The organism is Nakamurella sp. PAMC28650, assembly GCF_014303395.1.
Taxonomy (GTDB): Bacteria; Actinomycetota; Actinomycetes; order Mycobacteriales; family Nakamurellaceae; genus Nakamurella.
In genome coordinates this window covers 2,396,802-2,421,635 of record NZ_CP060298.1, presented here as the reverse complement: position 1 = coordinate 2,421,635, position 24,834 = coordinate 2,396,802, and the positions used below count along the sequence as shown (strand labels likewise).

The following is a 24,834-nucleotide window of genomic DNA, read 5'->3' as shown; positions in this document are numbered from 1 at the left end:
GAGCGGTTGGCTATGGGCCATTTTTGTCTGATTTGCCCGCTTTAGCCAACCGCTCGATCCGGTGCTGACGGTGGTAGAGAGAGCGACTCGAGTGCGGTGTGCACGAAGAGCCGGACGGCGACGGCGATGGCCCGCTCGTCGGCCCAGAACCCCGGCGAGTGGAGGTCGACCTGCGGTCCGACGCCATCCCAGACGCCCAGCCTGGCCAGCGCTCCGGGGGCGTAGCCCAGGAACTCCGCGAAGTCCTCGGCGCCGGTCGACTGCTCCGCCACCGCAACCCCTCCCGCGCCGACGGCGGCGCCCACCGCGGCCGCCAGGACTGCGGTGCAGGCCGCGTCGTTGTCCACCGGAGGGACCCCGCGCAGGTAGTTGACGGTGAAGCCGACCCTGGTCGGGGCGAGCAGGTCGGCGACCAGTTCCCGGACCAGCGGTTCGGCCAGGTCCCAGCCGGCGCGGTCCATCAGACGCAGGGTGCCGCGCAACGACCCTGATTCGGGGATCGCATTGTCGGCGATCCCGGACCTGACGTTGCCCCACACCATCACCGGGACCGACCGCGGGTTCATCCGGCGGGTGAGCAGCGCGGGCAGTCCGGTGATCACCAGGCCGAGGGCGTAGATCAGATCGGCGGTGAGGTGGGGACGCGCGGTGTGGCCACCGGGGCCCGTCAGCAGTACCTCCACGACGTCACTGGTCGAGGTGATCAGACCGGCCCGCAACCCCACCCGGCCGACCTCCAGCCGTGGATCGCAGTGGATCGTGAAGATCTTCTCCACGCCCTCCAACAGCCCCGCCACGATGACGTCGTGCGAGCCGCCCGGCATCACCTCCTCGGCCGGCTGGAAGATCAGCCTGACCCGTCCCGGCAGATCGCCTGCCCGGGCCAGGGCCTGCGCCGCGCCGATCAGCGCCGTCGTGTGCACGTCGTGACCGCACGCGTGGCAGATCCCCGGCACGCTGGAGGCGAAGGGGAGTCCGGACGCCTCCCGCAGTGGCAGGGCGTCGATGTCGGCCCGCAGCGCGATGACCCTTTCACCGGAACCGATCTCGGCCACCACCCCGGTCCCCACGGGCAGCAGCTTCCCGCTGATGCCGGCGGTGGCGAGGGCGTTCAGGATCAACTCCGAGGTCCCCGACTCGCTCCGGGCCAGTTCGGGGTGCGAGTGGATCTGCCGGCGCAGTGCGACGAGGCCGTCCAACCCACCGGCCAGGTAGGCGTCGAGCCACTCGGGGCCGCGCCCGGCACCGAGGTCGGTCGGGATCTGGAGCTGCGCCATCGCGCCGGAGGAGGTCATCTGCCCGCCATCATCGAGGATCGTTCACTTGTGCTGCCCGGTCCCGCCATGCCCCTGCCATCGGGCGCACGAGCCGGGACGCGGGCCACGTTACCCGTGTGGTTGGCTGTGACGGGCGTGGCCGGGTGGGTGACGGCGATGGCCGCGCAGCGAGGTGACCCAGCACACCGGAGGAACCATGGGCGACGACATCTCCAGCGGTTCGTTCACCAGGGAGCAGCGTCAGCGCTACCGCGAGAAGGTCCGACGTTGCCTGGATGTCTTCGAGAGGATGCTGGCCGAGCACAAGTTCGACTTCGACGAACCGCTCACCGGGCTGGAGATCGAGTTGAACCTCGTCGACCGGGACTGGCAGCCGGACATGGCCAATGCCCGGGTGCTGGCCGCCATCGCCGATCCGGCGTACCAGACCGAACTGGGCCAGTACAACATCGAACTCAACGTCCCGCCCGGACCGCTGACCGGCGACTCGTTGCTGGACCTGGAGAAGATGCTCCGCGACTCGATGAACCACGCAGAGGCGATGGCCAACCAGTCGGGGTCGGAGATCATCTCGATCGGGATCCTGCCGACACTGCGGCCGGAGCACTTCCACCACGACTGGATGAGCGCGAACCCCCGCTACGCGGCACTGAGCGACGCGATCTTCGCGCAACGCCGAGAGGACCTCGAGCTCGACATCACCGGCGTCGAGAGTCTGAAGATGTTCGCCGACACCATCGCCCCCGAGTCGGCCTGCACGTCGGTGCAGCTGCACCTGCAGGTGTCGCCCGAGGACTTCGCGGCCACCTGGAACGCCGCCCAGGCCTTGGCCGGCCCACAGCTGGCACTCGGGGCCAACTCACCGTTCCTGTTCGGCAGGAGACTCTGGGCCGAGACCAGGACGGAGCTGTTCCTGCAGGCGACCGACACCCGATCCCCCGAGCTGCGCAACCAGGGCGTCCGGCCGCCGGTGTTCTTCGGCGAGCGCTGGATCACCTCGATCTTCGATCTGTTCGAGGAGAACGTCCGTTACTTCCCGGCGCTGCTGCCCGAGACCACTGACGAAGAGCCGGAGGCGGTCCTGGCCGCCGGCCAGGCCCCACGGCTGCAGGAACTCCGGCTGCACAACGGGACGGTGTACCGCTGGAACCGCCCGGTCTACGACGTGGTCGACGGCGTCCCGCACCTGCGGGTGGAGAACCGGGTGCTGCCGGCCGGACCGACCGTCGTGGACGTGCTGGCCAATGCGGCCTTCTACTACGGAGCGGTCAGGATGCTGGCCGCGGAAGATCGTCCGGTCTGGACGAAGATGTCGTTCGACGCGGCCAAGGCGAACTTCGATGAGGGGGCCAGACTCGGCATCGACGCGATCTTCTACTGGCCCGGTTTCGGCGAGGTCAGCTGGGACGAACTGATCCTGCGTCATCTGCTGCCGTTGGCCGAGCAGGGGCTCGAACGCTGGGGCGTCGGGGCGACCACCCGGGATCGCTACCTGGGCATCGTCGAGGAACGGTGCAAGCTACGGCGCAACGGATCGTGGTGGCAGAGCGAGACGGTGGGTCGGCTCGAGGCCACCGGGATGACCCGGGACCGGGCCCTCACCGAGATGTTGCGGCTCTACTCGATCGGCATGCATTCCAACGAGCCCGTGCACACCTGGGACCTGCCGTGACCCGGTCCGGGTAGCACCGGGGACCGTTCGGCGCCCCGATGCGTGGCAACCGGGTGCCTTTCTCCTACTATCAGCCCATGGTCGATCAGCTCGACGAAGCGCACCTGCGGCTCTCCGGCGCGCCGGTGGCCACGCGCGACGATTGGGAGCGGGCCGCCCAGGCCGTCCTGGCCAGGTCCGGACGCGCGGGCAGCCCGGAGGAACTGCTGGCCCGAACGACGGTCGACGGACTCCGGATCCCGGCCATGGCCCCCCGCCGAGCCGACCGCGAAGACCCCGGGGTGGAGCCGTTCACCCGTGGGGCCCCCCGCCGGCCGGCCACCCGTGGCTGGGACATCCGCGGCCGGGTGGTCGACCCGGACGCCACCAAGGCTGCGTCCACGGTGATCGAGGACCTGTCCAACGGAGTCACGTCACTGTGGATCACGCTGGGCGGCAACGGGACTCGCCTGGAGGACCTGCCCCTGGTGCTCGACGAGGTCTATCTGGACCTCGCCCCGGTCATCGTGCAGGCCGGTGGCGGTGTGACGCCGATCCAGGCCGCCTGGGCGCTCGCCGATCTGCTCCCGCGCGGCGAGGGCCCGCATCCGTTCTGCAATCTCGGTGCCGACCCGATCGGGCAGTCCGTCCGGTTCGCTTCCGCACCGGAGCAGACGGCCCCGGCGCCGGGCACCACCGGCCCGGCGCCGGCCCTGACGGATCTTGCCGCTGCTCTGGCGCATCTTGCCCCGGATCTGACGGACCTGACGGCGATCGCCGATCTCGCCGTGCGGTTGGGCGTCCGCGGCATCGTCGTCGATGCCACCGTCGCCCATGACGCCGGCGCCGCCGAGGTCGGCGAGCTCGGCTACAGCCTGGCGGTCGGGGTGGCCTACCTCCGCCGCATGACCGAGGCGGGCATGCCGCTCGAGGTGGCCCTGCAACTGCTGGAGTTCCGCTACGCCGCGACCGCGGACCAGTTCGTCACGATGGCGAAATTCCGCGCGGCCCGGACGCTCTGGCGCCGGGTCGCGCAGCTCTCCGGCGCCGCCCCGGCCGCCCGGGCCCAGGCGCAGCACGGCGTCACCTCCTGGCCGATGATCACCCGGTACGACCCGTGGACCAATCTGTTGCGCGGCACCATCTCTGCGTTCGCTGCCGGTGTCGGTGGGGCCGCTGCCGTGACGGTGCTGCCGTTCGACTCCGCCCTCGGTATCCCGGAATCCCTCGGACGCCGACTGGCCCGCAACACCTCCTCACTCCTGCTGTCCGAGGCCGGGGTGGCGATCGCGGCCGATCCGGGCGGTGGCGCCCACGCCGTCGAGGCGCTGACCGACGAACTGGCCGCGGCCGGATGGGCCGAGTTCCAGCGGATCGAAGCCGCCGGCGGGATCCTCGCCGCGCTGGCCGACGGCTCGGTCGCGGGCCGTTGGGCCACCGTGGCGGCCGAACGCCGACGACGTCTGAGTACCCGCAGGCAGGCCGTCACGGGCGTGAGCGAGTTCCCGCAGCCGCGGGAACCCCGGCTCCGTCGGCGCCCGTTCGAGCATCCGGAGCCGGCCGGCTGGGCCGCCGACTTCGAATCGATGCGGGACAATCCCTGCGGAACAACGGTTTTCCTGGCCACCCTCGGTGAGGTGGCCGCGCACACCGCTCGCGCGAGCTTCGCCCGCAACACCCTGGCCACCGGTGGTATCGACACGACGACGGCGGGCGGGAACACCACGGTGGCGGAGATGCTGAGCCGCTACGACGGATCGGCGGTGGTCTGCCTCGCCGGTACGGACGCGGCCTACGACGCCGACGGCCCCGCCGCCATCTGGGCCCTGCGCACCAACGGAGCCCAGTGGGTGATCCTGGCCGGGCGACCGAAACCCGAACTGGCGCAACTGGTCGACGACAGCCTGGCGATCGGCGACGACGTGGTCGCCTTCCTGCAGCGGACCAGGGCCCAGCTGCCCGACGAGGGGGCCTACCGATGACCATTCCGAAATCCTTCGCCGACCTTCCCCTGGAATCGGCGGAGCCCGGCCCAGAGCCGATCCCCGGCCCCCCAAGGGCAGAGCCGTGGCTCTCGCCCGAAGGCATTGCGGTGCAGGAGTTTTACACGGCGGAGGATCTGGCGGGCCTGGACGCCCTGGAGACCTACCCCGGGCTGCCGCCATTCCTGCGGGGACCGTACCCGACCATGTACACCACCCAACCGTGGACGATCCGTCAGTACGCCGGCTTCTCCACCGCGGGCGAGTCGAACGCGTTCTACCGGCGCAACCTCGCGGCCGGCCAGAAGGGTCTCTCGGTCGCCTTCGATCTACCGACCCACCGCGGCTACGACTCAGATCATCCCCGGGTGGCCGGTGACGTCGGGATGGCCGGTGTGGCCATCGATTCCATCCTGGACATGCGGCAGCTGTTCGACGGCATCCCGCTGGCGGAGATCAGCGTCTCGATGACGATGAACGGTGCGGTGCTGCCGATCCTGGCCCTGTACATCGTGGCCGCGGAGGAGCAGGGCGTCGCGCCCGAGCAGTTGGCGGGCACCATCCAGAACGACATCCTCAAAGAATTCATGGTCCGCAACACCTACATCTATCCGCCGGAACCGTCGATGCGGGTCATCTCCGACATCTTCACCTACACCGCGGCGAAGATGCCGAAGTTCAATTCGATCTCGATCTCCGGTTATCACATCCAGGAGGCAGGTGCGACCGCCGATCTCGAACTGGCGTACACCCTCGCGGACGGACTGGAATATCTGCGCACCGGGAAGGCGGCCGGGCTCGACATCGATGCGTTCGCCCCGCGGCTGAGCTTCTTCTTCGGTACCGGCATGAACTTCTTCATGGAGGTCGCCAAGCTGCGTGCGGCCCGGGCCCTGTGGTGCCGCCTGGTCACCGAACTCGATGCCACGAATCCGAAGTCGACCTCGCTGCGGACCCACTGCCAGACCTCCGGGTGGTCGCTCACGGCCCAGGATCCCTTCAACAACGTGGCGCGCACCTGCATCGAGGCGATGGCCGCCACCCAGGGCCACACCCAGTCGCTGCACACCAACGCCCTGGACGAAGCGATCGCGCTGCCGACCGATTTTTCGGCCCGCATCGCCCGGAACACCCAGCTGGTGCTCCAGCAGGAATCAGGCACCACCGGCATCATCGACCCCTGGGGAGGGTCGTACTACGTGGAGCGGCTGACCCACGATCTGGCCGAACTGGCGTGGGCCCGGATCCAGGAGGTCGAGGCCGCCGGTGGCATGGCCAAGGCCATCGAGGCCGGACTGCCGAAGATGCGCATCGAGGAGGCGGCCGCCCGCACCCAGGCCCGCATCGACACGGGCGCGCAGGCCGTCATCGGGGTGAACACCTACCCGCCGTCCACCGACGAGCCGCTCAACGTGCTCAAGGTCGACAACCACACGGTGCGCGAAGCACAGATCGCCCGCCTGCTCAGGCTGCGGGCGGAGCGCGATCCCCAGGCGGTGGCCGATGCCCTCGCCGCGTTGACGACGGCGGCCGCCGTTCCCTACCGGCAGGGCGCCGACCTGTCCGGCAACCTGCTGGAACTCGCCGTCCGGGCGGCCAGGGCGAGGGCGACGGTCGGCGAGATCTCCGACGCACTGGAAGAGGTCTACGGGCGTCACTCCGCGGTCATCCGTACCATTTCCGGGGTGTACCGGGCCGAGGCATCCACCGCCGGCGCCGGGCGGGCGAGCATCGACGCCGTGCTGGCGGCGAGCGCTCGTTTCGAGGTCGAGCAGGGCCGTCGCCCGCGCATCCTGGTGGCCAAAATGGGTCAGGACGGACACGACCGCGGGCAGAAGGTGATCGTCACCGCGTTCGCCGACCTGGGCTTCGACGTCGACGTCGGGCCCCTGTTCTCCACACCGGAAGAGGTGGCGGCCCAGGCGGTCGACGCCGACGTGCACGTCGTCGGGGTGTCCTCGCTGGCCGGTGGCCACCTGACGCTGGTGCCGCTGCTGCGTGCGGCGCTGGCCGCGGCCGGACGTCCGGACATCCTGATCGTCGTGGGCGGAGTGGTGCCACCCGATGACATCCCGGAGCTGATGGCCTCCGGTGCGGTCGCCGTCTTCGGTCCCGGCACCGTCATCGCCGAGTCGGCGCTGGACCTGCTCGCCAGATTGTCCGCCGCCCTGACCCCGGCGAGATGACACACCGTTGACCTCCGTGTCCGGGCCGGATCCGGAAGCCCTGGCGACGGCCATCCTGGACGACCCGGGGACCGTTCGGGGCCGAGCCGCCATGTCGCGCGCGATCACCCTGATGGAATCGACCAGGACCGATCATCGGGTGGCCGCGAGGAAGCTCTACGCGCTGTTGTCGCCGCATGCGGGCGGAGCGGTACGGGTCGGGATCTCGGGCGCGCCCGGAGCCGGCAAGTCGACGCTGATCGAATCGCTCGGCTGCACGCTGACCGCCGCCGGGCATCGGGTCGGGGTCCTGGCGGTCGATCCCTCCAGCTCACGCACCGGCGGCTCCGTACTCGGTGACAAGACCAGGATGCCGCGCCTTTCCGGCGAGCCGAACGCCTACATCAGGCCCTCCCCGAACGCCGGCACGCTCGGCGGGGTCGCCCGGGCCACCGCCCAGGCCATCACCGTGCTGGAGGCCGCCGGTTTCGACGTGGTGATCGTGGAGACCGTCGGCGTCGGCCAGTCCGAGACCACGGTCGCCGCGATGGTGGACACCTTCCTGCTGCTGACCCTGAGCCGCACCGGAGATCAGTTGCAGGGCATCAAGAAGGGCGTCATCGAGCTGGCCGACGTCATCGCGGTCAACAAGTCCGACGGTGAGCACCTGATCGAGGCCGGGGCGACGGCGCGCGAGCTGGGCGGAGCGGTGCGGCTGGTCCGGGGCCGGGACGGCTGGGTTCCACCGGTGCTCACCTGCTCGGGGATGACCGGTGCCGGTCTACCGGAGCTCTGGGTCGCCGTCTCGGCGCACCGAGACGACCTCGGGTCCGTCGGGCTGGCCGCGAAACGTGCCGCCCAGCAGATCGACCTAACGTGGGCCCTGGTGCGTGACGAACTGGACCAGCGGCTCCGCCGGTCCGCCGGCATCTCGGCGATCCGGGACACGATCACCGCGTCCGTCGGCGACGGCCGGCTCTCGGCCGCGGCGGCGGCGGATCAGCTCCTGGCTGCCTACGACGCGCAGTGACCGTAGCGCGCCCTAGTTCTGCTCCGGGTCGTCCCGACGGCTCTGCTGGTAGCGGACCCGCTGCAACTCCGCGCGTTCCCGACACTGCCGGAGGAACTCCGCATCGGCGGCACTGTCGCCGGCGGTGGAGCGGCCCAGCCGCTCGTACTCGGGAAAACCCTTGGACTGGGCGCCCTCGTAGAAGCCGGTGGTGGCCTGCCGACCCACCTGGGGGCGCCCGAAGAAGAACCAGAGCAGGCAGCCGATCCAGGACAGGAAGATGATCACGACGAGCCACAGCAACTTCGGCAGGTTGCGGACCGCATCGGTGGGCGTCCCGATCACGTCGACCAGGCAGAACACCCAGAGCGCGAGAAGCGCGAGGCCGACGATCCCGTCCAGGTACAGCATTCTGGTCTCCCCGATTCTGCTCGTCGCGCCCGGTGCCGGACGATGACCGCCCGGTGGTTGTTGCCCGGTGATGCCGGTGGGTGTCCCCGGTGGGTGTCCCCGGTGAGGCACATCATGGCAGACCCACAGGTGGCTGTCAGTACCCGAGCGGGCGTGATCCGGCTGATCTTTGACCTACCCGCGACGCTGGCTCTAACCTCGGACCACCCCATTTCCATCGGAGCCCACCCGGCTCGAGCACGCACAGTCGGAGGAGTCGTGGCGATCGGAGTGGCCGTGGCGAGCGGCCGAATCGTGGCCACGGCTGCGCTGTTCGCGGGACGACATCGCCGGCAGGGCGGCGGGCCCGGTGTTCGTGCATCGGGTGAGCCGGCGTCCTGCGTCCCGGTGTCTCCCGATCCTGCGGCGCTGTCTGCAGTGGATCGATTCGCGCGGACCTAGCCGTCACTGTCGTCGGCGAATGGTCCGGGCTCTCACGTCGACCGTTCGCCGCCGCGCTGGAAAGGCCTCCGAGATGACCACCACTGCAAGACCCGACCGTCAACCCGATCTACCGGAATTGCCGGCGATCACCCCCACGATCGAACGGAACGGCATCAACGTCATCGCTCCGGTGGAGCGAAAGGGTCAGGCGTCCGACCTCTTCTGGCCATGGTGTGGCGCCAACATCGGCGTGCTCGGCATGGGGTACGCCGTGTATCTCCTGTTCGCCAACGTCTCGTTCTGGCAGGCCCTGATCGCCGGCGTCATCGGCATCGTCCTGTCGTACCTGCTCGTCGGCTTCACCTCGCTCGCCGGCAAGCGGGGATCGGCCCCGACCATGGTGCTGTCCCGCGCCGCCTTCGGCTTCCTCGGCAACAAGCTCCCGACCCTGGTCAGCTATCTGCTCCTGGTCGGATTCGAGACGGTGACGGTGGTGCTGTGCATCTTCGCGGTGGACACGGTCTTCCTGCGACTGGGGTGGAGCGATGGGGTCCTGACCAGGGTGATCGCCTTCGTCGTCGTCGCCACGGTGATCGGTACCGCCGGGTTCCTGGGCTTCGACACCGTGATGAGATTCCAGAAGTACATCACCCTGGTGATGATCGTCCTGACGATCGGCTATCTCGTCCTGACGTTCAAGCACATCGACGTGACCGTCCTGAGAAGGCTTCCCACTGGGGGGATCTCGGCGTTCATCGGTGCGCTGGTCATCGGCTTCACCCTCTTCGGCCTGAGCTGGACCAACACCGGCGCCGACTACAGCCGCTACCTTCCCACGACCGTCAGGGGTTCCCGCGTCATCGGGTGGACCACCCTGGGCGGGGCCATCGGGCCGGTCTTCCTGATCCTGTTCGGTCTGCTGCTGACCGGCTCCAGCCCGGCGCTGGCGACCGCCGTCGGCGCCAGCCAGATCGGCGGCCTTGGCACCATTCTCCCGACCTGGTACCTGATTCCGTTCATCCTCGTGGCGTTGCTCGGCCAGATCGGGGGCGCGGTGCTGGACATCTATTCCTCCGGCCTGGCGCTGTTGAGTCTCGGGCTCAGGATCGCCCGCTACTCGGCCGTGCTGATCGACGGCGTGATCATGGTGCTGGGCACCATCTATCTCGTCTGGGTCGCCCCCGGCAACTTCTTCGGTTCCTTCTTCGGTTTCCTGATCACCCTCGGTGTGCCGATCGCGGCCTGGACCGGCATCTTCCTGGCCGACCTGTTGTTGCGCCGCAGCGACTACGTCGATGACGACCTCTACACCAGCCGCGGCCGTTACGGCGCGGTCAACTGGGCCGCGGTGCTCCTCATGCTGGTGGGGTCGTTCGGCGGATTCGGACTGGTGGTCAACCAGGTGAACTGGCTGTCGTGGCAGGGATACCTGTTGGGGCCGTTCGGGTTGGGCGGCCGCACCGGCTCGTGGGCCTCGTCCAACCTGGGCATCGTGTTGTCGCTCGCGATCGGGTTCTTCGGCTACCTGGTGCTCTGCCGCCAACGGGTGGCTGCGCAGGAACGGGTCTGAGCCGGTCGTTGCATCTGCCCGGGTCGTTGCATGGCGTGAGGACTGATCCTCAGTCAGCTTATTTATATCAGGATGATGATATATGGTGACCACCATGAGCAACCCGACCCGTTCCGACGCGTGCACCCTCCCGATCAACGGCACAGACGTCGAGGTGCTGACGACGGACCGCGGACGGGGTCGCATCGTCCTGATGCTGCACGGCGGCGCAGGTCCGCAGTCGGTGACCGCGTTCGCCGATCTGTTGGCCACCGAACGGCCGGTGCGGGTCATCACTCCGACCCATCCCGGATTCGGCGGGACCGGCCGACCGGCGGAGTTCAGCACGATCCATGACCTCGCAGTCCTCTACGTCGGGCTGCTCGAGGCGATGGACCTGCACGACGTCATCGTCGTGGGCAACTCGATCGGCGGTTGGATCGCAGCGGAGATGGCCCTGCTGCCATCGAACCGCATCGCCTCCGTCGTGCTGGTGGACGCCGTCGGCATCGAGGTCCCCGGCCACCCTGTCGCCGATTTCTTCTCGCTGACCCTGACCGAAGTGGCCGAGCTGAGCTATCACGACCCCTCGGTGTTCCGGTTGCCGCCGGCCTCGGAGGCGCAGATGGCGATCATGGCGGGTAACCGTGCAGCCCTGGCCGTGTACGGCGGTGCACCCTCGATGAGCGACCCGACCCTCGCCGAAAGGCTCATCGCGGTCACGGTTCCCACGCTGGTGCTGTGGGGCGAGAGCGACCGGATCGTCGACCCCGACTACGGCCGGGCCTTCGCGGCCGCCATCCCGGGTGCGCAGTTCGAGTCGATGCCCGGTACCGGCCACGTTCCGCAGGTCGAGACGCCGCACCTGCTGGCCGGGTACCTCCGGGACCTGGCCGAGCATCACGCCGTCGACGCTGCTGTGCGCGGCTGAGGCACCGGCTGCTCCGACATCCCCGCAGCTTCTCGCGACCCGCGACCCGCGACCCGCGCCAGCGACCCGCGACCCGCGCCAGGGATAGGGTCGGAATCAGGAGCGGCACCGTGGCCGACACCGGACCCGAGTGGGAGAACAGCGTGACCAAGGCGTTGCTGATCATCGACATCCAGAACGACTACTTCCCCGGCGGTGGATCCCCGCTCGTCGGCCCCGAGGCCGCCGCGCAGGTGGCAGGGACTGTGTTGCAACGATTCCGACAGGACAACCAGCCGGTGATCCACGTCCAGCACGTCTGGGACGACCCCGAGGCCGGCTACATGCGACCCGGCACCACGGGCGTCGAGATCCATTCGGCGGTCACGCCGCTGGAGCACGAGACGATCATCGTCAAGACGCACCCCAACGCGTTCCTCGAGACCAACCTGTCGGAGAAGCTGAAGGAGGGTGGTATCGACGAACTGGTCGTCATGGGCATGATGACCAGTGTCTGCATCGATGCCACCGTCCGCGCCGCAGTGGACTCCGGACTCTCGGTGACGGTGGTCGCCGACGCCTGTGCCGCCCCGGATCTCACGTTCCGCGGCCGGACGGTGGCAGCAGCGGATGTCCACGCGGCGTTCCTGGCTGCGCTGGCCGGCCACTACGCCGACGTCATCACCTCGGCCGAACTCGTCGTCTGAGACCTCGCCCCGGCGCTCTGGTACGACAGCGCCCCCGGCTGGTATGACCGTGAACCTGGCGGTATGACCGTGAACCTGGCGGTATGACGCTCAAGCGTCCTACCAGCCGCCCGACGGGCAGACGAGACCCGGCCCGTCATACCAGCCAGCGGGGCGGCGGGCAGACGAGACCCGGCCCGTCCTACCAGTGCCCCGCGCCCCCGGCTGGTATGACCGTGAACCTGGCGGTATGACGCTCAAGCGTCCTACCAGCCGCCCGACGGGCAGACGAGACCCGGCCCGTCATACCAGCCAGCGGGGCCAGCGGGGCGGCGGGCAGACGAGACCCGGCCCGTCATACCAGTGCCCCGCGCCCGCCGGCTGGTATGACCGTGAACCTGGCGGTATGACGCTCGAGCGTCCTACCAGCCGCCCGACGGGCAGACGAGACCCGGCCCGTCATACCAGCCAGCGGGGCCCGCGGCCCGGCGGGCAGACGAGACCCGGCCCGTCGTACCAGTGCCCCACCCCCGCCGCGAGAGTCAGCCGGAGCAATCACCGCGGGTCACCACGGGGAGTCAGCCCGGGTCAGCCCTGGAAGCGGTACCCCACTCCGGGCTCGGTGATGAGGTAGCGGGGCCTGGCGGGGTCCGGCTCCAGTTTGCGACGCAGCTGAGCCATGTAGACCCGGAGGTAGTGGGTCTCGGTCTCGTAGGCCGGGCCCCAGACCTCGACCAGCAACTGCTTGCCCGGCACCAGCTTTCCCGAATGCCGCACCAGGATCTCCAGCATCGACCACTCGGTGGGGGTCAGACGCACGGGCTCACCGCCTCGCAGGACCCGGTGGGCATCGAGGTCGACGGTGAAGTCGGCCGTCACCACGGGCTCGACGACCTCCCCCGTTCCCGGTGTGCCACGGCGGACGGCGGCGCGAACCCGCGCCAGCAGCTCCGCCATGCCGAACGGTTTGGTGACGTAGTCATCGGCGCCGGCGTCCAGTGCCTCCACCTTCTCGGCGGAGGTGGAGCGGGCCGACAGCACGATCACCGGGATCGAGGACCATCCGCGAATGCCCTGCAGCACCTCGACACCGTCGATGTCGGGAAGGCCGAGATCGAGGATGACCACGTTCGGATGCACGTGCGCGACCCGGTCCAACGCCGCCTTCCCGTCGTGGACCACCGTCACCTCGTAGCCGTGCGCCCGCAGATTGATGCCGAGCGCCCGGGCCAACGCGAGGTCGTCGTCCACCACCAGTACCCGACTCATCCGTCCACCACCAGCACCCGACTCATTCGTCCCCCCACGGCTCGGTATCCGTCCCGCGTTCGGCGATCGGCACCGTGATGATCATGGTCAGGCCGCCGCCCGGAGTGTCGTCGACCTCGATCGAGGCGTCGACGGCCTGCGCCAGGCCGCGCGCGACCGCCAGCCCCAGCCCGATACCCGACCCGGCCGGTGCGTCGCCCAGCCGCTGGAACGGCGCGAACATCGCCTCGCGATCGGACTCGGCCACCCCGGGGCCGTGGTCGACCACCCGGACCTGCATCAGTCGCCCGGCGCCCCCACGGTCCCCCGGCACCTCGCCGGCGAAGATCCGCACCAGATTCTCCGGCGGCGAGTGGCCGATCGCATTGGAGACGATGTTGGCCACCACCCGCTCGAGCAGCCCGCGATCGGTGTCGATCAGCGGGAGGTCGTCGTTGATGTCGATCTCCAGCCGCGCGGTCGGCAGCCCGATCAGTGCGCGGTAGACCACCTCGTCGAGCGAGACCGGCCGGCGCACGGGGACGAGCACGCCGGTCTGCAGCCGGCTGAGGTCCAGCAGGTTGGCGAGCAGCCCGTCCAACTGGTCGGCCGCCTCGTCGGTCGCCGCGAGCAACTCGGCCTGATCCTGGTCCGACCACTTCACCGTGCTGTCCCGCAGGCTCGACATGGACGCCTTGATGGTCGCCAGCGGGGTCCGCAGATCGTGCGAGACCGCGGCCAGGATGGCGGTCCGCACGACGTCCGACTGCCTGAGCCGCTCGGCCTGGCCGGCCTCGGCCTCCAGCTCGTTGCGCTCGAGGGCCAGGACGGCCTGGGCCGCCACCACCTCGACCAACTGCTGGTCGGCGGCGTCCAGCGGATGACCGAACAGGGCCAGCGACCACTGCTCCTCATCACCGGCGGTGACCACCACGTCGGCCGTACCGATCGGGTTGGTCCCGTCCGGCAGATGATCGCCCACCTCCGCGATCACCTCGCGGCCCCCGGTGTTCTGGGGGCCGCCGGCGGTCTTGAGCAGGACCGCCCTGGTCATCCCGAAGCCGACCCTGGCCTGCTCGAGGACGGCCGTCAGCGGATCGCCCGGCAGCGCGAGGGTGGTGGCCACGGCGGCCAGCAGTTGCGCCTCGGCCTGCCCGCGCGCGGCCTGCCCGGCGGCGGTGCGACTGCGATCGACGATGGAGGCCACCGTCACCCCCACGACGATGAAAACCACCAGCGCGAAAGCATTCTGGGGCTCGGCGATCGTCAGCGACCCGTACGGCGGAGTGAACAGCAGGTTGGCCAGGACACTCGCGATGATGGCGGTGACGGCCGCCGGCAGCACACCCCCGATCAGCGCCGTCGTCTGGACGCCGAGCAGGAAGATCAGCAGGACGGTCGGCAGGTTTAGCCCGTCGCGCGCCAGCAGCATGACGACCGCCAGCACGATCGGTACCCCGACGGAGGCCGCCCAGGCCCACCGACTGCGCGAGGTCCGCTGACGCCGCGGGGCCAGCCGGCGGCTCGAGACGTGCTGATGGGTCACCACGTGCACGTCGATGTCGCCGGAGTCGCGCACGATCGCCATCGAGGTACTCGGCCGCACCAGCTGCGTCATGCGCCCGTGCCGCGAGGCACCGACCACGATCTGGGTTCCGTTGATGCCACGGGCGAAATCCAGTACAGCAGCTGCGATGTCGTCGCCGACGATCAGCTGGAAGCTCCCCCCGAGACTCTCCACCAACAGGCGCTGGCTCTGGATCTCGGCCGACGGAGCCCCCATCGAGCCGTCGGATCTGACGATGTGCACGGCGACCAGGTCCCGACCGGACACCCGACCGGCGATCCGGGCCCCGCGCCGCAACAGCAGCGGTCCCTCGGCGCCTCCGGTCAGCGCCACCACGATGCGCTCCCTGGCCGCCCAGGTCCCGGTGATGCCGTGTTCGCGTCGATACCGCTCCAGGCCCTCGTCCACCCGGTCCGCCACCCACAGCAGCGCCAGCTCGCGCAGCGCGGTGAGGTTGCCCTCGCGGAAGTAGTTGCCCAGCGCGGTGTCGATGGTGCCGGCCGGATAGATGTGCCCGTGGGCCATCCGGCGGCGCAGCGACTGGGGGCTCATGTCGACCAGTTCGATCTGGTCCGCGGCACGCACCACGTCGTCGGGCACCGTCTCGGCCTGCACCACGCCGGTGATGCCGGCGACCACGTCGTTCAGGGATTCCAGATGCTGGATGTTGACGGTGGTGACGACGTTGATGCCGGCCGCCAGGAGCGCCTGGACGTCCTGCCAGCGCTTGGCGTTCCGGGAGCCGGGGGCGTTGGTGTGGGCGAGTTCGTCGACCAGTACCACGGCGGGATGACGGGCCAGGATGGCGTCGAGGTCCATCTCGGACAACTGGACGCCGCGGTGTTCGGAGACCCGGCGGGGTATCACCGGGAGTCCCTCGACGCACTCCCGGGTGTGCTCGCGGCCGTGGTCCTCGACGACGCCGATCACCACGTCGGTACCGCGCTCGAACCGGCGCTTGGCCTCGCCGAGCATCGCCACGGTCTTGCCGACGCCGGGCGCGGCCCCGAGGTACACCCGGAGTCGCCCGGTGGCCGGGCGTTTACCGGCGCCAGAGGACACCTTGGGGGTGCTGCTGACGTCGGTCACCGTTCAATCCTGCCTTCTGTGGGTCGATTCCCCGCTACGTCCTGCACAACGATCGCCATCACCCCCGTTGTGCAGGACGTCGTCGCCTCTCAGCCGGCCGACAGGTTCTGCACCGCGATGTTCAACTGCAGCACATTGACCATTCTCGTCCCGATGAATCCGAGGACGGGGGTGGTCACGTTCGATTCCACCAGATCGTGCACCTTGGCGGCGTCCAGGCCACGAGCCTTGGCGACCCGATCGACCTGGATCAGCGCATAGGCCTCGCTGATGTCGGGGTCGAGACCGGAGCCGGACGAGGTCACCGCGTCCGGCGGCACCTGGGACGCCGGGACTCCGTCGGACTTGGCGATCGCGGCCCTGGCGTCGTTCACGGCCTTGAGCAGCGCCTGCGAGTCGGCACTGAGGTTGGTGCCTCCCGAGGAGGTCGGGTCGTAGCCCTTGCCGGCGGCCGACGGACGGCCCTGGAACCATTTGTCGTCGGTGAAGCTCTGGCCGATCAGGCTGGAGCCCACCGTCTTCCCGTTGACGGTGACCAACGACCCGTTGGCGTTCGACGACGAGACCACCTTGCCCAGACCGAGGACCAGCAGCGGATAGGCGATGCCCAGGATGATCGTCATCGCGATCAGGAAACGTAGTCCGACCAGCAGCTGGCGACCGGCGATCGAGACCACCGTGCCGACCGAGGGTGGCTGGAGGGCTGCCGCCGAGGCGGCCGTGTCGCCCGCCTCCGGATCGGGACCAGCGGAGGCGGGGAGAGTTCGAGTCGACATGAGGATCAGCCAATTCCGGGGATGAGTGAGATGACGAGGTCGACCAGTTTGATACCGACGAACGGAACGATCAGTCCGCCCAGGCCGTAGATCCACAGGTTGCGGGACAACAGCTTCGCTGCCGACGACGGCGTGTACCTGACGCCCCGCATGGCGAGCGGGATCAGCGCCACGATCACCAGGGCATTGAAGATCACAGCGGACAGCACGGCCGAGGACGGGCTGTGCAGCTTCATGATGTTCAACTTCTCCAGGCCGGGAAACACCCCGGTGAACATGGCCGGCAGGATCGCGAAGTACTTCGCGACGTCGTTGGCCAGCGAGAACGTCGTCAGCGCGCCGCGGGTGATCAGCAACTGCTTGCCGATCTCCACGATGTCGATCAGCTTGGTGGGGCTGGAGTCGAGGTCCACCATGTTGCCGGCCTCCTTGGCCGCGGTGGTACCCGAGTTCATTGCGACACCCACATCGGCCTGGGCCAGCGCCGGGGCGTCGTTGGTGCCGTCACCGGTCATCGCCACGATCCGGCCGCCGGTCTGCTCCCTGCGGATGTACGCCAGCTTGTCCTCCGGCGTCGCCTCCGCGAGGTAGTCGTCGACACCCGCCTCGGCGGCGATGGACTTTGCCGTCAGCTCGGTGTCGCCGGTGATCATCACGGTCCGGATGCCCATCTTGCGCAACTCCGCGAACCGTTCGGCGATACCGGGTTTCACGACGTCCTTGAGGTGGACGACACCGAGCACCCTGGCGGCCGTGACCGCGCCACCAGAAGCCGGCTCGAAGACCTCGGCGACCAACAACGGGGTGCCGCCGGACGACGAGATCTCCCCCACCGCGGCGTTCACCTCGCCGCCGACCTTGCCGCCGTTCTCGCCGACCCACGCGGTGACCGCAGTGGCAGCGCCCTTGCGGATCCGCTGGATCCCGGTGGGAATCGTCAGGTCGACACCGCTCATCCTGGTCCGGGCGGAGAACTCGATGAACTCGGCCTTGGCGTCGGAGGGAGCCTTGACGCCGTAACGCTCCTCGCAGAGCTCGACCAGCGAGCGACCCTCCGGGGTCTCGTCGGCCATCGACGACTTCAGGGCAGCCGAGGCGAGATCGGTGATGTCGACGCCGGGCGCCGTCACCAGTTCGGAAGCCTGGCGGTTGCCGAAGGTGATCGTTCCGGTCTTGTCCAGCAGCAGGGTGGACACGTCTCCGGCCGCCTCGACGGCGCGGCCGCTCATGGCCAGCACATTGCGCTGCACCAGCCGGTCCATGCCGGCCACGCCGATCGCCGAGACGAGCGCGCCGATGGTGGTCGGGATCAGGCAGACGAGCAGCGAGACGAGCACGACGATCGACTGGGTGGAACCGGAGAAGGTCGCCATCGGCTGCAGCGCCATGATCACCAGCAGGAAGACGATGGTGAGGCTGGCCAGCAGGATGTTCAGCGCGATCTCGTTCGGGGTCTTGGACCGGACGCTGCCCTCGACCAGGGCGATCATCCTGTCCACGAACGACTTTCCGGGATCAGCCGTGATCCTGACGACGATCCGGTCGGACAGCACCCTGGTGCCGCCGGTGACCGAGGAGCGGTCGCCACCGGACTCGCGCACCACCGGCGCGGACTCACCGGTGATGGCGGCCTCGTCGACACTTGCCACACCGTCGATGATCTCGCCGTCACCGGGGATGGTGTCACCGGCTTCGCAGACCACCAGGTCGCCCTTGCGGAGTTCGGCGGCGGCGACCTTGGTCTCCACTCCGGAGGAATCCAGCTTGCGGGCGACGGCGGTGTCCCGGCCGGCCCGCAGGGAGGCGGCCTGCGCCCGGCCACGGCCTTCGGCGACCGAATCGGCGAGGTTCGCGAAGATGACCGTCAGCCAGAGCCAGACGGCGATCCAGACGCTGAACCCACTGAAGGCGGTGAAGCAGAGAACGGTGGTCAGTGCGGCGCCGACCTCCACCACGAACATCACCGGGTTGTGCCACATCACCCGCGGGTCAAGGGCTTTCAAGGCATTCGGCAGTGCGGCGACGAGGCTCTTGGGCCGGAAGACGCCGGCGCCGATCTTGCGCTGCTCCCCGGTTTCGGGGAGCGGTGTCTCGACTTTGTTCAGGGTAGGGGCGGTCATGACAATCCCTCGGCAATCGGGCCCAGCGCAAGCGCCGGGAGATAGGTCAGTGCGGCGACCAGGACGACGACCCCGAGCAGGATCGTGATGAACTGGAGCTTGTGGGTGGGTAGCGTGCCCGAATCGTCAGGTCGGACGCCCTGTCTACCCAGGGATCCGGCCAACGCGAGCACCAGGGCCATCGGGACGAACCGACCGAGGAACATCACGACGCCCAGTGCGATGTTGTAGAAGTTGTTGTTGGCACCGAGACCGGCGAAGGCCGAGCCGTTGTTGTTGGCGGCCGACCCGAACGCATAGGTGATCTCGGTCAGGCTGTGGGGCCCCGAGTTGAGCACGGCGGCCTTGGCCGACGGCACCAGCAGTGCGATCCCGGTGCCGAGCAGCACCAGGGCCGGCGTGGCCAGGATGTAGCCTGCCACGTACTTCATCTGCTCGCCGCCGATCCGCTTGCCGAGGTAGGTCGGGGTGCGGCCGACCATCAACCCGGCGATGAAGACGCCGACCATGGCCAGGACCAACATGCCGTAGAGTCCGGAACCTGTTCCACCCGGTGCGATCTCGCCGAGCAACATGTTCAGCAGCAGCACGCCGCCGCCGAGTCCGGTGAACGAGGAATGGGTTGAGGTCACCGCGCCTGTGGACGTGAGGGTCGTCGATATCTCGAACAGCGAGGTGACCGGTATCCCGAACCGGACCTCCTTGCCCTCCATCGCGGCGCCGGCGGCCTGCAGGGCCACACCCGCGTGCTTCTCCTCGGAGATCAGGGTCAGGACCAGCGAGGTGGCCCACAGGATCCCCATGGTGATCAGGATGGCGACGCCCTGCTTGATGCTGCCGACCATCCGGCCGAAGGTGCGCGGCAACGAGAACGGGATGGACAGCATCAGCACGATGGCCAGCAGGTTGGTCCACTGGGTCGGGTTCTCGAAGGGGTGCCCGGAGTTGGCGTTGAAGTAGCCGCCGCCGTTGGTGCCGAACTGCTTGATGACCTCCTGCGAGGCCACCAGACCGCCCGGCAGGGTCTGCGTGCCGCCGGCCAGCGTGGTGAGATCCACCGGGGCGTTGAGGTTCTGGATCACGCCGCCGGCCACCATCACCAGGGCGATGACGATCGACACCGGGAGCATCAGCCGTACGGTGGTCCTGGTCAGGTCGACCCAGAAGTTGCCGAGCCGGTCGGTGTGGCGGCGGATCAGACCACGGATGAGGGCGGCGACGACGACCATGCCGACGCTGGCGGACAGGAAGTTCTGCACCGTCAGGCCGATGGCCTGCACCGTGTAGCCGAGAGCGGTCTCACCGGAGTAGGACTGCCAGTTGGTGTTGGTGACGAAGCTGACCGCGGTGTTGAAGCTCTGGGCCTTCGGCATTCCCGGCCGTCCGAAGTCGAACGGCAGGTGCGCCTGGGCGGCCAGCAGCCCCCACAGCAGTGCGATCGAGAGGACGCTGAACGCCAGCAGCGAGATCAGGTAGGTGTACCAGCGCTGGTCGGCCTTGCTGTCGATCCGGAGGACGCGGTAGAAACCCGTCTCGATCTTCAGGTCGTTCTTGGACGTGTAGATCTTGGCCATGTAGTCGCCGAGGGGCACATGGACGATGGCCAGCACGATCACCACGAGGGCGATCTCCAGCGCAGCGGAGACCCACGGGCTCATCAGAACTTCTCCGGCTTGATCAGGGCGACCACCAGATAGCCCAGCAACAGAATCGCCAACACGGCGGCAACGATGGTCATCGTTTCGCTCACCCATCTTTTCGACACCTGCAGGTCCGGTCGGCCCCACAGCTCACGACGGTAGGTTCGCCCTGCAGCACGGTGATCGTTCCTGACACGGCCTTGACGGGCCGCCCGAACTCTTGACGGAATCTTGATGGGCCCCGGGTTGTCGCCGGGACCCGGTAGCCCGCCCCGGGTCGGCCGTCACGCTCTACGCTGGCACGGTGCCGGACGACGAGGAGCAGACCCAGCGTGTGCTGGGTGGGCGCTACAGACTCGAGCGGGTGGTCGGCCAGGGCGCGATGGGGCGGGTCTGGGCCGCGCACGACGAGTTGCTGAACCGGGCCGTCGCGATCAAGGAGGTCGATTTCCCCCGCGGGATGCCGACCTCCGAGGTGGACCAGATCGTGCAGCGCACCATGCGGGAGGCCCGTGCGGTCGCCTCCGTCTCCGATCCGCACGTCGTCACCATCTTCGACATGTTGAGCCTGCCGCACGGACCGGCGATCGTGATGGAACTGCTCTCCGCGCGGTCGCTGGCGCAGATCATCAGCACCGACGGCGCGATGACGGACAACGAGGCCGCCACCATCGGACTGTCCGTCTCGACCGGTCTGCTCGCGGCCCACGCCGCCGGTATCACGCACCGCGATGTGAAGCCCGGCAACGTTCTGATCTGCGACGACGGCCGGATCAAGCTGACGGACTTCGGCATCGCCCGGAGTGCCGGCGAGCACACCATCACCGCCACCGGGCTCCTGCTGGGCTCACCCGCGTACATCTCGCCGGAGGTTGCGTCCGGACGACCGGCGAATGCCCAGTCCGACGCCTGGGGCCTCGGGGCGATGCTGTTCGCCTGTGTGCAGGGTGTGCCCCCGTTCGACAAGGGCACACCGCTCGCGACGCTGACCTCGGTCGTCCAGGATCCTGTGCCGGCGCACCCGGACTCCGGCCGGCTCGCCGGGGTGATCCGGGGCCTGCTGGTGAAGGATCCCGCGACGAGGATGTCCGTCGGGCTCGCCCACCAGGCGATGCTGCGCATCGCCGCCGACAACGGAAGCCTGGTCACCCAGGCCTGGAAACCGGCGTCCCATCCGGCGGCGGCTCCGGCTGTCACCGCGAACGGCCGTCCCCCGGTCAGCCGTCCGCAACCGTCGCTCCCACCGCCGCCGGTCTGGACCGGACCGCCCGCCGCGCTACCACCCCCACCGTGGGCGGGTGCGGACTCCGGATCGCTCCGGGCCCTCCCGGTGCACGCCCCGGTCCGCACGGCCCGTCGGAAATCGACCCTTGCCGCGGTTGCGCTCGTCGTGGCCGTGATCGCCGCCGTCGCAGGGTATCTCGGGGTCCGGACGATCGCCCATCTGGAGAACGGCACGCCCATCCTGGGGCTCCCCGGACCGGTTGCTGCGGGTTGGTCGACCGGTTGGTCGACCGGAAACGCCTCGGCCGGTCGCGGGTTCTGAAGCCCGACCCGGCCGCATCGCGACGCCACCGGCCTCCTCGCCACGCCACCGGCCTCCTCGCCACGCCACTAGGCTCCACGCCATGTCACCTGACGACTCGACCGAGCACCGGGCCACCGCAGAGCAGGCCGCTTCCGCGCTGGCCAGGGCGACGGGGGTACTGCATCACGACGTGGCCCTGGTGATGGGTTCCGGTTGGGCGCCCGCGGCCGATGCGCTGGGCGAGGCGACCGCAGAGGTGCAGATGGCCGACCTGCCCGGGTTCCTGCCGCCGGTCGTCCAAGGACACGGCGGAGCCGTCCGATCCGTCCCGATCGGCGGCAAGCGCGCCTTGGTCTTCCTCGGCCGGACCCACTACTACGAGGGCCGGGGCGTCGCTGCGCTGGCCCACGGCGTGCGGACGGCCGCCGCGGCCGGGGCGAAACTGATCGTGCTGACCAATGCCGCCGGCGGGCTCCGTCAGGGGATGCGGCCCGGCCAGCCCGTTCTCATCTCCGATCACCTCAACCTGACCGGTGTCTCCCCCATCGTCGGCCCGAACTTCGTCGACCTGACCGACCTGTACTCGCCCCGCCTGCGGACCCTGGCCACCGAGATCGACCCGACCCTGGAGGAGGGCGTCTACGCGCAGCTGCCCGGCCCCCACTTCGAGACCCCGGCCGAGATCAGGATGCTGCGCACCCTGGGTGCCGACCTGGTCGGCATGTCGACGGTGCTCGAGGCGATCGCCGCCAGGGAGGCCGGCGTCGAAGTGTTCGGGCTCTCCCTGGTCACCAACCTGGCGGCCGGCATGACGGGCGAGCCACTGGATCACCTGGAGGTGCTCGCCGAGGGTCGGGCCGCCGCGGGCCGGATGGGCCGCCTGCTGGCCGACATCCTCACCCGGGCATGAGCGCGCCGGGACGGTCGACCGTCGACGGCCTCGGGCCCGGCCTCCGCGACGCGGCGATGCAGTGGGTCGCCGACGACCCCGATCCCGCCGATGCCGCCGAACTGCAGACCCTCCTGGCCGGCGCGAGGAATGGATCCGCCGCCGACCTCGCCGATCTGACCGACCGGATGAGCGCTCCGCTGGCCTTCGGCACCGCCGGCCTGCGCGGACCCCTGCGGGCCGGTCCGGCCGGGATGAACCTGGCCGTCGTCCGGCGGGCGGCCGCCGGGATCGCCGCCTACCTGGTCTCCACCGATGGGACGTCGGGTCCTGACGGCGCACCGAACATCGTCGTCGTCGGCCACGACGCGCGTCATCGGTCCGCGGAGTTCGCCCTGGATGCGGCCAAGGTGCTGGCGGCCAGGGGGTTCCAGGTGCTGCTGGCACCCGGAGCACTACCGACACCCGTCACCGCCTTCGCCGTCCGCCGCCTGGGCGCGGTCGCCGGACTGCAGGTCACCGCGTCGCACAATCCGCCGCAGGACAACGGACTGAAGGTCTACCTGCGCGGCGGGACACAGTTGGTCGGGCCGGCCGACAGCGCCATCGAGGCGGCCATCGCCGCCGCCGGGCCGGCCAGATCGATCGATGATTCCGGGGTCCCGCTCCGCTGGCCGACCGACCTGCTGGAGCGGTACACCGCCCGGGTGGCCACGCTCGCACCGGGGACGGCGAAGGAGCTCCGGATCGCGGCCACCCCGCTGCACGGCGTCGGCGGCGAAACTCTCCTCAGGGCAATGGATCTGGCAGGTTTTACCGATGTCCACCTGGTACCCGCCCAGGCTCTGCCGGACCCGGACTTCCCGACGGTCACCTCTCCGAACCCGGAAGAACCGGGGGCCACCGATCAACTGCTGGCGCTGGCCGCCGAGGTCGACGCCGATCTGGCCATCGCGACCGACCCGGATGCCGACCGTTGCAGCATCGGAGTGAAAGGCCGTGACGGGCGGTGGCGGATGCTCAGTGGCGACGAGAGCGGGGCCCTACTGGGTGACACCATCCTGTCCAGGGTCGACCGCATCACCCATCCGGACCCCCTGGTGGCCACCACCATCGTGTCCTCGCAACTGCTCGGCCGGATCGCGGCGGCCCGCGGGGCGCGGTACGACGAGACACTGACCGGCTTCAAGTGGATCGTCCGTGCCGGGGACGGCCGGGGGACCGGTCTGATCTTCGGCTACGAAGAAGCACTCGGGCTCGCGGTCGACCCGGAGGCAGTGCGGGACAAGGACGGCATCTCCGCGGCCGTCCTGGCCTGCGATCTGGCCGCGACGCTGAAACAACACGGCCGGACGGTCCTGGACGTCCTCGACGAGCTGGCCGTCAGGCATGGGCTGCACACCACCCACGCGGTGTCGCTCCGGGTGGCGGACCTGACGCAGATCGCCGTCTGGATGGCCTCGTTGCGGGAGGACCTGCCGACCACCCTGCTCGGCGAGAAAGTCCTGACGGCAACCGATCTGCTGCCCCTGACGGACGGGATCCGGCTGGCGACGGCCCGCACCAGGGTCGTGGTCCGCCCCTCGGGTACCGAGCCGAAACTGAAGTGCTACCTGGAGATCGTCACACCGGTCGGCTCGTCGGACGACCTGCCGGCCGCCAGAGCCAGTGCAGGCATCGCCATGGACCGTCTTCGCCACGAGGTGCGACAGCTCTTCCAGCCGTGACCGGGTGGTCGGCCACCGACCCGTTCCGCCAACCGAACTGGGCCATTCGGGAAGGCGCCGGTCACGCACCGTCCGAATGGGGGACGCGTCACTCACGTTTTTCGGCGTGGCGGGTGCTCGGCCTACGATCTTCCGGATGAGTACCGATCGGCACTTACATGTCAACCGGAGTTCGGGCCACGTCGGC

General features: G+C 69.3%; 18 protein-coding genes. 10 read left to right on the top strand and 8 right to left on the bottom strand.

Annotated elements, in window-relative coordinates; translation table 11 throughout:
* Positions 1–41 precede the first annotated feature (41 nt).
* A complete protein-coding gene (locus H7F38_RS11040) occupies positions 42–1,295 on the bottom strand; it encodes an amidohydrolase (RefSeq protein WP_187094093.1) in 1,254 nt (417 codons plus the stop codon).
* A 178-nt stretch (positions 1,296–1,473) separates the two neighbouring features.
* Here H7F38_RS11040 and H7F38_RS11035 point away from each other — a divergent pair, with 178 nt between their 5' ends.
* The 4 genes from H7F38_RS11035 (at position 1,474) to meaB (ending at position 8,105) form a co-directional block, all read left to right on the top strand.
* A complete protein-coding gene (locus tag H7F38_RS11035) occupies positions 1,474–2,949 on the top strand; it encodes a glutamate-cysteine ligase family protein (protein WP_187094092.1) in 1,476 nt (491 codons plus the stop codon).
* 77 nt (positions 2,950–3,026) lie between these two features.
* On the top strand, positions 3,027–4,910 hold the full coding sequence (locus H7F38_RS11030) for a methylmalonyl-CoA mutase family protein (protein WP_187094091.1): 1,884 nt from the start codon (positions 3,027–3,029) through the stop codon (positions 4,908–4,910).
* Positions 4,907–7,096, top strand: coding sequence for a methylmalonyl-CoA mutase (gene scpA, locus H7F38_RS11025; RefSeq protein WP_187094090.1), 2,190 nt, complete (start codon positions 4,907–4,909; stop codon positions 7,094–7,096). Before H7F38_RS11030 ends, scpA begins: the two co-directional genes overlap by 4 nt.
* A gap of 16 nt (positions 7,097–7,112) precedes the next feature.
* Positions 7,113–8,105, top strand: coding sequence for a methylmalonyl Co-A mutase-associated GTPase MeaB (meaB, locus tag H7F38_RS11020; protein ID WP_255498412.1), 993 nt, complete (start codon positions 7,113–7,115; stop codon positions 8,103–8,105).
* Between the two features lie 12 nt (positions 8,106–8,117).
* Here the strand turns inward: meaB and H7F38_RS11015 are convergent, their stop codons facing one another.
* A complete protein-coding gene (locus H7F38_RS11015) occupies positions 8,118–8,495 on the bottom strand; it encodes a PLD nuclease N-terminal domain-containing protein (RefSeq protein ID WP_187094089.1) in 378 nt (125 codons plus the stop codon).
* 514 nt (positions 8,496–9,009) lie between these two features.
* Between H7F38_RS11015 and H7F38_RS11010 the strand changes: the two genes are divergently transcribed.
* From H7F38_RS11010 to H7F38_RS11000, 3 genes are all read left to right on the top strand, one after another.
* Positions 9,010–10,488 carry a cytosine permease gene (locus H7F38_RS11010; RefSeq protein ID WP_187094088.1) on the top strand — a complete coding sequence of 493 codons (1,479 nt, stop codon included), beginning with the start codon at positions 9,010–9,012 and terminating at the stop codon, positions 10,486–10,488.
* Positions 10,489–10,582: 94 nt separating this feature from the next.
* Positions 10,583–11,398 (top strand): alpha/beta fold hydrolase, encoded by an 816-nt coding sequence (locus tag H7F38_RS11005; protein WP_187094087.1) that lies wholly within the window; start codon positions 10,583–10,585, stop codon positions 11,396–11,398.
* Between the two features lie 143 nt (positions 11,399–11,541).
* Positions 11,542–12,084, top strand: coding sequence for a cysteine hydrolase family protein (locus H7F38_RS11000; RefSeq protein WP_187094626.1), 543 nt, complete (start codon positions 11,542–11,544; stop codon positions 12,082–12,084).
* A gap of 567 nt (positions 12,085–12,651) precedes the next feature.
* Here H7F38_RS11000 and H7F38_RS10995 read toward each other — a convergent pair.
* The 6 genes from H7F38_RS10995 to kdpF form a co-directional block, all read right to left on the bottom strand.
* On the bottom strand, positions 12,652–13,332 hold the full coding sequence (locus H7F38_RS10995) for a response regulator (RefSeq protein ID WP_187094086.1): 681 nt from the start codon (positions 13,330–13,332) through the stop codon (positions 12,652–12,654).
* 22 nt (positions 13,333–13,354) lie between these two features.
* The gene (locus H7F38_RS10990; protein WP_222618590.1) at positions 13,355–15,967 is read right to left on the bottom strand and encodes a DUF4118 domain-containing protein; all 2,613 of its coding nucleotides are present in this window, start codon (positions 15,965–15,967) and stop codon (positions 13,355–13,357) included.
* Positions 15,968–16,056: 89 nt separating this feature from the next.
* Entirely contained in the window at positions 16,057–16,743 is a 687-nt protein-coding gene (gene kdpC, locus H7F38_RS10985; RefSeq protein ID WP_187094085.1) for a potassium-transporting ATPase subunit KdpC, read from the bottom strand.
* Positions 16,744–16,748: 5 nt separating this feature from the next.
* The gene (kdpB, locus tag H7F38_RS10980; protein ID WP_187094084.1) at positions 16,749–18,863 is read right to left on the bottom strand and encodes a potassium-transporting ATPase subunit KdpB; all 2,115 of its coding nucleotides are present in this window, start codon (positions 18,861–18,863) and stop codon (positions 16,749–16,751) included.
* Entirely contained in the window at positions 18,860–20,521 is a 1,662-nt protein-coding gene (kdpA, locus tag H7F38_RS10975) for a potassium-transporting ATPase subunit KdpA (protein WP_187094083.1), read from the bottom strand. The genes kdpB and kdpA overlap by 4 nt, the downstream gene beginning before the upstream one ends.
* Positions 20,521–20,613 (bottom strand): K(+)-transporting ATPase subunit F, encoded by a 93-nt coding sequence (gene kdpF / locus H7F38_RS10970; protein WP_222618589.1) that lies wholly within the window; start codon positions 20,611–20,613, stop codon positions 20,521–20,523. The genes kdpA and kdpF overlap by 1 nt, the downstream gene beginning before the upstream one ends.
* Before the next feature lie 194 nt (positions 20,614–20,807).
* Between kdpF and H7F38_RS10965 the strand changes: the two genes are divergently transcribed.
* The 3 genes from H7F38_RS10965 (at position 20,808) to H7F38_RS10955 (ending at position 24,647) form a co-directional block, all read left to right on the top strand.
* Entirely contained in the window at positions 20,808–22,049 is a 1,242-nt protein-coding gene (locus H7F38_RS10965) for a serine/threonine-protein kinase (protein ID WP_187094082.1), read from the top strand.
* Positions 22,050–22,131: 82 nt separating this feature from the next.
* The gene (locus H7F38_RS10960) at positions 22,132–22,941 is read left to right on the top strand and encodes a purine-nucleoside phosphorylase (RefSeq protein ID WP_187094081.1); all 810 of its coding nucleotides are present in this window, start codon (positions 22,132–22,134) and stop codon (positions 22,939–22,941) included.
* Positions 22,938–24,647, top strand: a complete 1,710-nt coding sequence (locus H7F38_RS10955) for a phospho-sugar mutase (RefSeq protein WP_187094080.1) — start codon at positions 22,938–22,940, stop codon at positions 24,645–24,647. Before H7F38_RS10960 ends, H7F38_RS10955 begins: the two co-directional genes overlap by 4 nt.
* Positions 24,648–24,834 lie beyond the last annotated feature (187 nt).